The 13,218-nt window shown below is 43.1% G+C and carries 10 protein-coding genes; 8 read left to right on the top strand and 2 right to left on the bottom strand.

The window, feature by feature from the left end; all coding sequences use genetic code 11:
• The first annotated feature begins 94 nt into the window (after window positions 1–94).
• From ACFOHL_RS02025 to ACFOHL_RS01990, 8 genes are all read left to right on the top strand, one after another.
• A complete protein-coding gene (locus ACFOHL_RS02025; RefSeq protein ID WP_376918523.1) occupies window positions 95–544 on the top strand; it encodes a DUF2802 domain-containing protein in 450 nt (149 codons plus the stop codon).
• Between the two features lie 73 nt (window positions 545–617).
• Window positions 618–1,166, top strand: coding sequence for a heme NO-binding domain-containing protein (locus tag ACFOHL_RS02020; RefSeq protein WP_376918522.1), 549 nt, complete (start codon window positions 618–620; stop codon window positions 1,164–1,166).
• A 3-nt stretch (window positions 1,167–1,169) separates the two neighbouring features.
• The gene (locus ACFOHL_RS02015) at window positions 1,170–3,125 is read left to right on the top strand and encodes a response regulator (RefSeq protein ID WP_376918521.1); all 1,956 of its coding nucleotides are present in this window, start codon (window positions 1,170–1,172) and stop codon (window positions 3,123–3,125) included.
• On the top strand, window positions 3,118–4,254 hold the full coding sequence (locus ACFOHL_RS02010) for a response regulator (RefSeq protein ID WP_376918520.1): 1,137 nt from the start codon (window positions 3,118–3,120) through the stop codon (window positions 4,252–4,254). The genes ACFOHL_RS02015 and ACFOHL_RS02010 overlap by 8 nt, the downstream gene beginning before the upstream one ends.
• Before the next feature lie 261 nt (window positions 4,255–4,515).
• Window positions 4,516–5,442, top strand: a complete 927-nt coding sequence (locus tag ACFOHL_RS02005) for a homoserine O-succinyltransferase (protein WP_376918519.1) — start codon at window positions 4,516–4,518, stop codon at window positions 5,440–5,442.
• Between the two features lie 12 nt (window positions 5,443–5,454).
• Window positions 5,455–6,504 carry a homocysteine S-methyltransferase family protein gene (locus ACFOHL_RS02000; protein ID WP_376918518.1) on the top strand — a complete coding sequence of 350 codons (1,050 nt, stop codon included), beginning with the start codon at window positions 5,455–5,457 and terminating at the stop codon, window positions 6,502–6,504.
• 20 nt (window positions 6,505–6,524) lie between these two features.
• On the top strand, window positions 6,525–9,152 hold the full coding sequence (gene metH / locus ACFOHL_RS01995) for a methionine synthase (RefSeq protein ID WP_376918517.1): 2,628 nt from the start codon (window positions 6,525–6,527) through the stop codon (window positions 9,150–9,152).
• A 2-nt stretch (window positions 9,153–9,154) separates the two neighbouring features.
• Complete coding sequence (locus tag ACFOHL_RS01990; RefSeq protein WP_376918516.1) at window positions 9,155–9,739, top strand: DUF938 domain-containing protein; 585 nt, start codon at window positions 9,155–9,157, stop codon at window positions 9,737–9,739.
• Between the two features lie 32 nt (window positions 9,740–9,771).
• On the opposite strand, the gene ACFOHL_RS01985 is transcribed toward ACFOHL_RS01990, so the two are convergent.
• Together ACFOHL_RS01985 and ACFOHL_RS01980 are read right to left on the bottom strand one after the other, a co-directional pair.
• Window positions 9,772–11,844, bottom strand: a complete 2,073-nt coding sequence (locus ACFOHL_RS01985; protein WP_376918515.1) for a M13 family metallopeptidase — start codon at window positions 11,842–11,844, stop codon at window positions 9,772–9,774.
• A gap of 122 nt (window positions 11,845–11,966) precedes the next feature.
• On the bottom strand, window positions 11,967–13,124 hold the full coding sequence (locus ACFOHL_RS01980) for a GNAT family N-acetyltransferase (protein WP_376918514.1): 1,158 nt from the start codon (window positions 13,122–13,124) through the stop codon (window positions 11,967–11,969).
• Between the last annotated feature and the right edge of the window lie 94 nt (window positions 13,125–13,218).

Here is a 13,218-nt window from a genome sequence, read left to right as displayed (position 1 = left end):
CTTGTTTTACGCATTTCCGCATACTCTCTTTTATATGGCAGGATCAGCCACTTAGCAGTATACTCAATAAAAAATAAGCTATTTTTGTTTGTAGATGAATGATTTTATTTGGTTGATAGTGTTCTCATCCATCACACTTTTACTCCTTGTTATCTCGCTAGTCACTTTCGTGTATGCTCGAAATACACGAGCGAAGTTACTTCAAGGCGTGGGGTTAATTGACAACCTTCATAAACTACAGCAACAAACTGACAAAAAAGTGTTGGCGCAAGCTGAGGATATTGCTTCACTAGAGCAATCCTTAAACGAAGTCAAAGACACGCTTTTTACCGCAACGGAAGCCTTGTCTGTTTCACAAATAAAATTAGAGACTTACGAAGAAAAGCTAGCTTTGTTAGCTGATAAAGATCCAGAGTTAAAAATGTATTCTAAAGCAAACAAGCTTGTCGCAGCTGGTGAGTCCATAGACGATGTGATGGAAGCCAGTGGCCTGCCTCGCGCCGAAGTCGAAGTCTTATTTTCCTTACAACGCCGAAATTTGTAGCTCAATATTTAGTCAGTCACGCCGATATCTGTTTTTAGTACAATTTACTGCTTATTGAAGGGGAGTTTGTATCATGAAGGGATTGGTGTTTACTGAATTTCTAGAAATGGTGGAAGCGACCTTTGGCGATGACATGGTCGATACGCTTATTGACAATACAAACCCAGCCTCAGGCGGTGCATATACGGCTGTTGGCTCTTATCCGTTCTCTGAATTGGAAAACATGGTCGTCGAGCTGTCTACACAATCTAAGTTGTCAATTGACGACTTACTGCAAACCTTTGGCGCCCATCTGGCAAAGGTGTTTTCTCAAAAGTTTGCTAGCTTTTTCGTCGAAGCCGGCAGTGCAATCGCTTTTTTTCGAGAGATTGATCGACACATCCATGTAGAAGTAAAAAAGTTATACCCCGATGCTGAGCTACCGGTTTTTAGCTTTGAAGAGGCCAATGACACTACCCCTTTTACCTTACATTACCGTTCTGAGCGCAATCTACATATGCTCGCCTACGGCCTGATCAAGGAAACATTGACGTATTATAGCCAGCCTCATTCCATTGAATTGGAACACTGGCAGGAGAATGGACAATATCACTGTAAGTTTGCTCTCGTGCCAAAAGATTAAGCCATGAGTGATAGCGAAGAAGTAGCGAAACTCCATCGTCGATTGGCGAGAGAGCGCGCAGCCAGAAAAGAAGCCGAGCGTTTGTTAGAAGAAAAAAGCAGCGCGCTTTACGAAAAAAACCTAGAGCTCTATTCGCTCAGCGAAAGTTTGGAAAAACTTGTTGCAGAACGCACGATGCAAATGCAAAACGCCAGAGATGAAGCCCTTACTGCACTTAAAGTAAAGACAAACTTTATCGCGAATATGAGCCACGAGCTTCGCACTCCGCTAAATGGGGTGTTAGGCATAATGACCTTGCTAAAGGGAGAAGCGCTGACTAATGAACAACAAGAGCTAATTCGCATAGCGGAGTCATCAGGTAAACACTTATTAGAAGTCATCAACGATATTTTAGATTTTTCAAAAATTGAAGCGAACAAGATCACAATAGAAGTCGCTCCACTCGAGATCCGTCCATATATTAAAGAAGTGGTCTCTCCGTTTGCATTGCAAGCCAAGCAAAAAGGTATCAATTTTGTGTTTTCGGTCGATGATGCTGTCGAAACACACTTAGTGACAGACAAGTTACGAGTCACCCAAATTATCACTAACTTACTGTCAAATGCTATTAAGTTCACTGACAAAGGAGAAGTGAACCTGAGTTTTATGAAGCGCAATGTCGGCGTCTATCAGTTAGTGGTCTCCGATACGGGTATTGGTATTAGCAAAGAAAACATCAATGCCGTATTTGAAGCTTTTGAACAAGCCGATACTAGCATTACTCGTGAGTTTGGTGGTACCGGTTTAGGCATGAACATCACCAAGCGACTGGTGGATATGTTAGATGGCAAGATATATGTCGAAAGTCAGCTAAAAAAAGGCACCAGTTTTTTTGTTGAGCTTGCCATGGAAATTGCAGAAGGTCACAGCATTAAAAACGATGCTGACCGTGTCTTGCCTGCAGATATTGTAGATTTGCACCTTCTCTTAGTTGAAGATCATAAAGTCAATCAACTTGTAGCACAACGACTGCTTGAAGGATGGGGATTTAAAGTGAGTGTCGCCGAAAATGGACTGAAAGCGATTGAACTGGTCAAATCGCAATCTTTTAACGGCATATTAATGGACTTACAAATGCCGCTAATGGGCGGAATGGAAGCCACGCAAATCATACGAAAAGAACAATTAATACCTAATGACACCCCCATTATTGCAATGACAGCGCACAGTAGTGACGAACACATCAAAGAGTGTTTAGACGCCGGTATGCAGGCGCATATTTCTAAGCCGATAGATACTACACACTTATTAAATGTATTGAAGATGCATATACGGATGAAGGTGCCGCTTATTGAACAAGATACATCTGTTAATCATGTTGAGCTGATCCATGTGGACATAGAAGATGGTTTGTCCAGAGTAGGAGGGGATTGGCTCTTGCTCTATGACTTGATTGGGCGCTTTTTGAATGAGCTGACTGTTTTAGATAAAAACTTTACTGAAGCGCAGTCCAAACAAGAAATTCAAACCGCTCTTTCTATTTTTCATAAAATAAAAGGAAGCGCGGGTAATTTAGGCATGAACAGTTTATCAACAATTGTAGCTGATCTCGAAATGTTGCTGTTTAACAGTCAAGTTTGGCCAGATGAACAAGCCTTGCATAGATTTAGAACCATAGTGTCAGAGATACGCGCGGACTTTTCCACCCTAGCTAATCCTAAGCAAGAGAATGAAACACATAACAAGATAAAAGTTAGCGACACAAAAGTTATAGAGCAAATTACCACTGTACTGAGTAGTTTGAAACAAGATGTCTTTGCCGCAGAAGATGCGCTGACAGAGCTACTAGCCTATGAGTTAGGGACCGACATAAGAGCGCTTCTCAGTGAAGCAGAGTTATCGATGCAACAGTTTGACATTGAAAAGGCAAGCGCTGCGCTAACTAAAGCCAAACAATTATTGGAGTCAACAAATGAATAAACAACGTGTTTTACTAGTTGATGATTCGCCCAACGAATTAAGAATACTCATGCAAGTACTTAAACACCAATATGCAATTGTCGTAGCCACGTCAGGTGAGCAAGCCATCGAAATGATAAAAGAAGATGAGGACATAGAGTTGGTACTGCTTGATGTCAACATGCCGAATATGGATGGTTATGACACCTGCACCGCAATCCTCGCAATCCGTGCGCAGTTGCCTATTGTTTTTGTTTCTGCCAATGACTCAACCGAAGAAATTTTAAAAGGGTTTGATGTTGGAGGCGTTGACTATCTCACCAAGCCCATCGACAAAGATATTGTTGCACGCAAAGTAGACAAAATTTTATTGGAGCGAAAAGGCATATTAAAACTTCAAGATGAGCACAAAAGTACCTCTGACATGGTGATGTCGGTGATTGCGAATGCGGGTCAACTGGGCACGGTGCTGGGTTTTTTGCGAGCAGGCTTAAAAGTTAAGAGTCATGACGCCTTGGTATCTGCTTTATTCGATGTGTTTGATGGCTTAAATATGGATGTGTGTGTCCAGCTGCAAACTCCGCAAGGGGCTATTTTACGGTCAAGCAGCAGTGTTATGACGGCATTGGAATCTGACTTACTCAGTCGAGCTTCGAAAATGTCGGGACGATTTTTAGAAAGAGGCACAAGATACATCGTGAATTTTGACCACGTAGCAATATTGGTAAAAAACATGCCTGAGGATCCAAATACACGTGGTGATCTTCGCGACAATTTGATGATGATCTTAGAAGACACGGACGCCCTATGTGACAACTTGTGCAAGTCCAACACTGGCTCACTTGCAGTCGAGGAGGCGGCTCACCTAAGAGAAGAGTTAATCGACACAGCTACCACGATGGACATGCTTGCTAAACAGTATGAGCAAAATAAAGCAAACTTGGTAAATATATTTGAAGACATCAATGTGGACTTTGAAACCGCGTTCTTCAAACTCGGTTTAATGGAACAGCAAGAGCAGACACTTACAGAGATCGTATCTGCAAAGACGGCACTGTTTGGCAAGTCGATGGAAACCAGCATTGAAATAGAAGAGGCCATTTTTTCTCTACAGGAACGCATGCAAGACATCGTGAAATCCTTTCATTAAGCATAATAAAATTATAAAGGGCAGAATGATAATGTGCTGAATAGGGAAGACTAAAATTAAAATTTGTTTCTCATGGATGAGAAACTAAAGCCTATATGGACATACTTGCGGCGTTTTTAATTTTAGTCTTCCCTATTCAGCACAGTATAAATCCGCCCAATATTTATAAACGTATAGACGTCTAGACGTTTATTCTTGACTTTTCTTCTCGTTTCCCCACAATAGCAGCCATTGTTAATGTAGATATTGTTGTGGGGTATCATGCCGATTAAAATACCGTCTGAATTGCCAGCATTAGATGGACTCTTAAATGAGAACATCTTTGCGATGACAAATGAGCGTGCGCTCAGTCAGAACATTCGCCCAATGAATGTCGGTATTTTGAATTTGATGCCCAACAAAATTGAAACCGAATTACAAATACTTCGCTTGCTTTCTAACTCGCCTCTGCAGATTGATATTGACCTTATTCGCATAGATGATACTGCGCCCAAAAACACCCCGATTGCGCATATGAATGCCTTTTACCATACCTTTGAAGAAATTCGGCACAAGAAATACGATGGCTTAATTGTCACTGGTGCACCTTTGGGAAGCTTGGAGTTTGAGGAAGTGAAATACTGGGACAATATGCTCGAGTTGATGGATTGGGCAAAACGCAACGTGCAGTCAACAATCTATTTATGTTGGGCTGCACATGCCGCGCTGCATCATTTTTTTGGCTTGCAACGACAAGTCAGAAGCAAAAAATTAGCGGGAGTGTTTGAGCATCAAGTGATGGACGAAAAAGACGAGTTGATGCGCGGTTTTGATCCTATTTTTTGGGCGCCGCATTCGAGAGTCGGAGAGATTTTGCTAGAGGACTATCAAAGCGTCGATGGACTCAAAGTGTTGGGTTTGTCTGAGGAAGCGGGGGTTTATCTATCGGCAACACATGATAAGCGAATGATTTTTATTACTGGCCACCCAGAGTATGACCCACAAACCTTAAAAAGTGAGTATTTACGTGACCAAGCTCAGGGGCTAACACCTCATGTGCCGGAAAATTATTTTAAGGGTGATGATCCCTCGTGTGATATACTTGTGCGTTGGAAATCCCACGGGAACTTACTGTTTACCAATTGGTTAAATTACTGCGTGTACCAAATCACCCCATACGATTTAAATGAACTAGCAGCATATAAGTAGTAGGATATTTGATTGAATAACTTAGCTCAACTTACCGAGGCGGCTGCCTCGCGTATTTTACTTCTGGACGGTGCCATGGGTACTATGATTCAGCGGCATAAACTGTCTGAAGCTGACTATCGTGGAGAGGAGTATAAGGACTGGCATTGTGACTTAAAAGGTAACAATGATTTACTCTCGATTACACAGCCTGAAATTATCAAAAATATTCATTTGGACTATCTACTAGCGGGTAGCGATATCCTCGAAACCAATACCTTTAATGCTACGGCTATTTCCATGGCTGATTACGATATGCAAACAGAGGTACGAAAAATTAATCTAGCGGCGGCTAGGCTTGCTCGTGAAGCAGCCGACGAGATGACTGCAAAAACACCCAATAAACCGCGTTTTGTCGCGGGTGTACTAGGGCCAACAAGCCGCACAGCCTCAATATCACCCGATGTAAATGATCCCGGCATGAGAAATGTGACTTTTGACGCGCTCGTCGAAACATATGTAGAAGCAACAAGGGCATTAATAGAAGGGCAGGTAGACTTAGTTTTGTTAGAAACTATCTTTGACACCCTAAATGCCAAAGCGGCGGCATTTGCAGTAAGCCAAGTATTTGACGAGCTAGGAGTAGAATTGCCGGTGATGATTTCGGGTACGATTACCGATGCCTCAGGCAGAACGTTATCTGGGCAAACAACAGAAGCTTTTTATAACTCAATGCGACACGTTTCTCCTTATTCGTTTGGCTTAAATTGTGCGCTTGGACCCGATTTACTCCGCCAATATGTGGCTGAATTGTCGCGTGTTTCAGAAGGCTTTGTGTCGGCACATCCAAATGCGGGTTTACCTAATGAATTTGGCGAGTATGACATGGGGGCGGACGAAATGGCCTCACATATCAAAGAATGGGCTGAATCTGGCTTAGTTAATATTGTAGGTGGTTGTTGTGGCAGCACGCCTGAACATATCAAAGCCATTGCAGAAGTGGTAGAAGGGCTAAGTCCGAGAGCCTTGCCCAAAATTGAAACGCGGATGCGTTTGTCTGGCTTAGAGCCGTTTACTCATTAATTGGTACTAGGATACGCATAGTGACAAATCAAATAGCGAGTTTTGTGAATGTCGGTGAACGTACCAATGTTACCGGCTCAGCAGTATTTAAAAGACTTATTTTATCTGAAGACTACGAAGCTGCGCTTGACGTCGCCAGACAGCAAGTGGAGAACGGCGCACAAATTATTGATATCAACATGGATGAAGCAATGTTAGATTCGGAAGCAGCCATGGTGCGTTTTCTGAATTTGATTGCGTCTGAACCCGATATCTCTCGCGTTCCTGTAATGATTGATTCATCCAAGTGGAGTGTGATTGAGGCTGGTCTTAAATGCGTGCAAGGTAAAGCCATTGTAAACTCTATTAGCCTAAAAGAGGGTAAAGCGCAATTTGTCGAGCAGGCAAAAAAAATTAAGCGCTACGGTGCGGCTGCGGTGGTCATGGCCTTTGACGAAACAGGGCAGGCCGACACGCAAGCACGGAAATTTGAAATTTGTCAACGCAGTTACAACGTACTGGTAAATGAAGTAAATTTTCCGCCAGAAGATATTATATTTGACCCCAACATTTTTGCTGTTGCGACAGGCATTGAAGAACACAACAATTACGCCGTGGATTTTATTGAAGCGACTCGCCAAATTCGTGCTGAGCTACCGCATTGCCATGTATCGGGCGGCTTGTCTAATATCTCTTTTTCGTTTAGGGGCAATAACCCCGTGCGCGAAGCCATGCATTCCGTCTTTTTATTCCATGCCATTCGAGCAGGGATGGATATGGGGATCGTAAACGCAGGTCAGCTTGAAGTCTACGACGAGATCCCAAGTGAATTACGTGATGCAGTGGAAGACGTCATACTCAATCGTCGAGATGACGCCACCGATCGTTTACTGGAGCTAGCGCCTAAGTATCAGGGCGGAGGCAAAGTTGCGCAGGCTGAAGATTTGAGCTGGCGCGAACAAGATGTCAACAAACGCTTAGAACACGCATTAGTTAAGGGTATTACAGAGTATATTATTGAGGATACTGAAGAAGCGCGGTTACAAGCTGAACGCCCGCTTCACGTCATTGAAGGGCCTCTCATGGATGGCATGAATGTCGTCGGTGATTTGTTTGGCGAAGGTAAAATGTTTTTACCTCAAGTGGTAAAATCCGCGCGAGTGATGAAAAAAGCCGTTGCGCACTTGCAACCTTACATCGAAGAGGAAAAAACCGCGGACACTCGCTCAAATGGCAAAATTATCATGGCGACCGTCAAAGGAGACGTGCACGATATTGGCAAAAACATCGTGGGTGTTGTGTTGCAGTGCAACAATTTTGAGGTTGTGGATTTAGGCGTAATGGTGCCAGCCGCGCAAATTATTCAAACCGCCATCGATGAACAAGCAGACATGATAGGCTTGTCTGGTTTAATTACGCCTTCTCTAGATGAGATGGTGCATGTAGCAGCCGAAATGCAACGTTTGGGCGTTGATTTACCGCTCTTAATTGGTGGGGCAACGACCTCAAAAGCACATACTGCGGTGAAAATCGAGCCGGCTACGGGCTATCCTGTCGTGTATGTCCCTAACGCAAGTCGTGCGGTTGGTGTGTGTCAAAAATTGATTTCGGCAGATGCAAAGTCGGACTATATCTCTGGCCTTAAAATAGAGTACGAAAAAGTTCGTGAGCAGCACGCACGTAAGAAGCCAAGAACAAAGTCGATTAGCTTTACAGAGGCTAGAAAAAATCGTTTCACTTGCGATTGGTCTGCTTATACACCAGTGGTACCTGAGTTCTTGGGGAGCAAAACCGTTAGCGCCGATATTGCTACGCTACGCAAGTATATTGATTGGACACCGTTTTTTCTCACTTGGTCACTTGCAGGTAAATATCCGCGTATTTTAAACGATGAAGTGGTGGGTAAAGAAGCGAAAAGCCTGTTTGACGACGCCAATGCGATGCTGGATCAATTGGTCGAAAATCAAGCCTTAAATGCGGTGGGGAGAGTAGGTATCTTTCCGGCAAATAGTGTTAATGAAGATATCCATATTTTTGATCCGCTCGAAGCTGATAAGCAAATTGCAACCGCCTGTCATTTACGTCAACAGACAGAAAAACCAAAAGGCGCTAATCATTGTTTAAGTGACTTTGTCACGCCGCTAGATGCTAATAAACGAGATTACATTGGCGCCTTTGCTGTCACCGCTGGCATAGAAGAAGATAGTTTAGCGAAAGCTTATGAAAAAGAAGGTGATGATTATAATGCAATCATGGTCAAAGCCATAGCCGATCGTTTGGCTGAGGCTTTCGCCGAGTATTTACATGAACGTGTTCGCAAAGAGTTATGGGCGTATGCACCTGATGAAGATTTTGACAACGAAGCCTTGATCAGAGAAAAATACCAAGGTATCCGTCCTGCGCCCGGCTATGCAGCATGCCCAGAACACACCGAAAAACAAGTAATTTGGGACTTGTTGAATGTCGAAAGTGAAATTGGCATGAAGTTAACTTCATCTTATGCCATGTGGCCTGGCGCTGCGGTGTCAGGTTGGTATTTTGCGCACCCAGAGTCAAAATATTTTGCTGTGGCGAAAATACAAAAAGACCAACTAGAGAACTACGCAGAGCGCAAAGCTTGGACAATTGAAAAAGCGGAAAAGTGGCTCATGCCCAATTTACAGGATTGATAATGGACAAGCCTTTCAGCCAAGCGTGTGAAAACAACAAACAGGTCATTCTGGATATTTTGTCAATCGAGTTTAGTCAAACTCAGCATGTCTTGGAGATTGGCTCGGGCACCGGTCAACATGCCGTGCATTTTGCACCTAACTTGCCTCATCTTGTATGGCAAACTTCGGATCAAGAAGAATATCATCCAAGTATTCAAATGTGGATGAACGAACGCCCAAGTGACAATTTGTTACCGCCGATACCTATGCAGTTTCCGGACGCGTTGTGGCCGAAGTCGTCAATAGATGGGGTATTTAGCGCAAATACTTCGCACATCATGCAAAAGCATGAAGTACAAGCCATGATGACACTTATTGACGCCAATCTGCCGCAAGACGGCGTATTTTGTCAATATGGTCCATTCATCGTTGACGGTGAATTTAGTAGTCAAAGCAACATTGATTTTCATCACAAGCTGCTTGCTTCAGGTTGCGGAGGCTATCGCGATATAAAAGAGTTGATCGCCTGGGCACCTCAGTTAAATCTGTCGCATATACATGAAATGCCAGCTAACAATTTACTGTTAGTATGGCGCAAAATATAGCGCCATACTCAAACGACAGATAACGCCCAGTATTACCAAATACGCACGCGATCTTCTGGGGCGAGATATAGTGCATCTCCTGACTTCACATCAAAGGCTTCGTACCACGCATCGTGATTGCGCGGCGCTAAAGCCCTAAATTGACCGGGAGAATGGGTACCAGCTTTCAGTTGGTTCAACATACTCTCTTCTGTGCGTTTTTCACGCCATACCTGTGCCCACGCCAGAAAGAAGCGTTGATCACCCGTTAAGCCGTCTATTATCGGTGCTTCTTTACCCTTTAGACTCAACTTGTAGGCATGGTAGGCCATTGCCAATCCCCCGACGTCGCCTATGTTTTCTCCTAGGCTATTGGCACCATTGACAAAATTGCCTTCAATAGGCTCATAGGCACTGTATTGCTCGATAAGTTGTAAGGTTCGTGCTTCAAAAGCTTTGCGATCTTCGTCTGTCCACCAGTTTTGTTGAATACCATTCGCATCCGATTTAGATCCCTGATCATCAAACCCGTGCCCCATTTCATGACCAATTACCGCACCAATAGCGCCATAATTAACGGCAGGGTCAGCGTTGGGATCAAAGAATGGCGGCTGTAGTATGGCCGCAGGAAACACAATTTCGTTGAATGAGGGGTTGTAGTAGGCGTTGACAGTTTGAGGAGTCATAAACCAATCATTTTTATTGGTGGGTTTTAGCTCTTCTTCCACTGCTTTCGCTTGAAAGAATTTCCTCATCGCGTAGGTATTGCCGAATAAATCATCTTTTTTGAGTTCAAGACCTTCAAAACTTTCCCATTCATCGGGGTAACCAATTTTAGGATTAAATGCATGAAGTTTTGCCAGAGCGTTGACTTTGGTCTCTTCTCCCATCCAGTCCAAATTTTTGATCCGCTCTTCGAGCGCGCTACGCAGGTTTTCAACTAGTTCACTCATTTGTGCTTTTGAAGAGGCGGGAAAATATTCATCTACATAAACCTTGCCAAGCGCGAAACCCAAAGAGCTTGTGCCAGATATGGACGCAACCGCGCGCTTCCATCGGGGTCTTGGCTCTTGTTGTCCACGGAGTGTTTTTCCATAAAATTCGAAGTTAGCTTCAAATATATCTTGGGAGAGTATGTTTGCATTGCCGACTATCAAGTGGTAGCTCAAATAGTCTTTCCACGTACTCAATTCACTTTCATTAATTAATCGAATAACTTGAAGAATTGGCTCAGGATGACTGATGTTTAGTTTTGGTACGACAAATCCCGAAGGTGCAAAAAAAGTATCCCAGTCAAATTGTGGATAGCGGTCAGACAGTTCAGCACGGTCGATGGGATTAAGCGTTAAATCGCGATTGCGGCGCTTTTCTCGCGGCCATTGGATTTCAGCTATTTTTTTCTCTAATTCAAATATTTGTTCGGCTTTTTGCTCTGCATCAGCAATATTGGCAAACCCGAGCATCGTGACAATGTTTGCTTTATATGCCTTTCGAATATTGTCAAAGCGTTCACCTTCAGTCAGGTAGTACGAACGGTCTGGCAAGCCCAATCCGCTGACACCCACAGAGAGTTGGTACTCATTGGGGTCTAAGCGATTAAAAGCCAAGCCTGCCGAGATTGGCGTGTTGGTATTGCTTAGCCAAGCTGTACCGAAGGCCTTGGCTAGTTCTTTTGTGTTGCTGATGGCATTGAACTCGGCTAGCGTAGGCAGGAGTGGGCTGATACCTTTTTTGTTTAAAGTATCCACGTCCATGTAGGACGTGTAGTAGGTATCAATTAGGGTTTGTTCGAGGTTTTTATTCTCTACGCTTGCTACGTCTTCAATAATGGCTTTTACACGTTCTTCACTTCGCTCGCGCAGGCCGTCAAAGGCACCAAAGCGTGTTTTATCGGCGGGCATCTCGAAGTTATCATACCATGTGCCACTGGCGTAGCGGAAAAAGTCATCCCCAGGTTTGACACTTAGGTCACGCGCGCTAAGATCAACACCAAAGCTACCTAATTCAGCTTTTTCTGTGCTTATCGATTCTACTTCGGTATTTGCGCTATCTGGTTGGTCTTGTTTTGAACAAGCGCTCAGAGTAAAAGTACTTGCGATGGCTATTGCAATAATGTGTTTTTTCATTTTTATTTTCATTCTATCGTTTAGGTGTTTATTTTGGCCATGCTTCAATAAGGTATTGATATATAGCTTATAGAGAGTAAGGCCATGTTTATTGTATCAATGACGTCATTTTAATTGTATGGCTATTCAACTTTAAAAGGTAGAAGTGACTGCGTATTTTCTAGATATTCCAGCATATGTGGTCGTTCACGTGCCACAAAATCTGCGACTGCTTCGTTAAATCCGGGATGCTCGATCTTGTGCATCGATCGACAAAGTGTGGGTGTAAACCCTCTGAGAATTTTATGCTCGCCTTGTGTACCTGGATTAAAAATTTTAATGTTTTGTTCAATCGTAAATTCGATGCCCTGATAGTAGCAACATTCAAAGTGTAGCCCAGATACCTCTTCCAAAGCTCCCCAGTAGCGACCAAATAAACTCTGTTCATCAAAGAAAAACAAGGCAGCACCAACTAGCGTATCGTTTTTATACGCTGCGTTAATCATAATGTTATCAGACATATGGGTACGCAAACCTTCGAAAAATGCACGGGTTAGGTAACCCTTATGACCCGAACGTTTTAAATAAGTGGCTTGGTAACAAGTATAAAAATCATCGATTAATTTTGCCGAAACTTGGTCTCTACAAAACCTTTTTATCGACACGCCTTGTGCATACAAGGCTTGACGCTCTTTTTTTATCGACTTTCTTTTTCTTGATTTGAGTGACTGTAAAAAGTCGTCAAATGATTGATATTCATTGTTATAAAAAACAAATTGGACATTTAGTCGTTCATGAAACCCTTGGGCTGAAAATTCATCTGTACTGGCTGCTGGCAAGAATAAGGCGTGAAGCGAGGAATACTGGCGAAAAGTTGATTCATTGTTTTCTAGCCAATGATTCAATATCGCTTTTTCTGATAGTGATGTGTTGTCAGAAATCAGTACCTTGCTTGTCGTAACCGGTGTAAAGGGAATGGCACAGAGTAATTTGGGGTAGTAAGCGAGACCGTGTTGATGATAGGCATTAGCCCAAGCGTGATCAAAAACATATTCGCCGTAGCTATGTTGCTTGAGATAACATGGGATAAAGGCGACGGGTGTCTCATTTTCATACAAACAAAAGTGATGCGCTTGCCAACCACTGTCTTTTCCTGTGCTGTTACTCGTATCTAATAGGTGCAAAAACGCGAGTGAAGAAAAAGGAGAAGGGCTAGTTTTTGCTATCAGTGATTTGCTTAGGTGAGAGATATCGTCTAGCTCATGGAGTATTTTCCAACGGTATGTTTTGCTTGTATCCATTTGTGGCGCCAGTCCATGAGGTTTTATTTATAGTTGATTCTAATGTTTGTGTATTTTTGATCAATGTTTCTTGCAAAAACAACGACAGACTTCA

It is taken from the genome of Agaribacter flavus (assembly GCF_042646125.1).
Classification (GTDB): domain Bacteria; phylum Pseudomonadota; class Gammaproteobacteria; order Enterobacterales; family Alteromonadaceae; genus Glaciecola; species Glaciecola flavus.
This window is presented reverse-complemented; position numbering and strand designations above follow the sequence as displayed.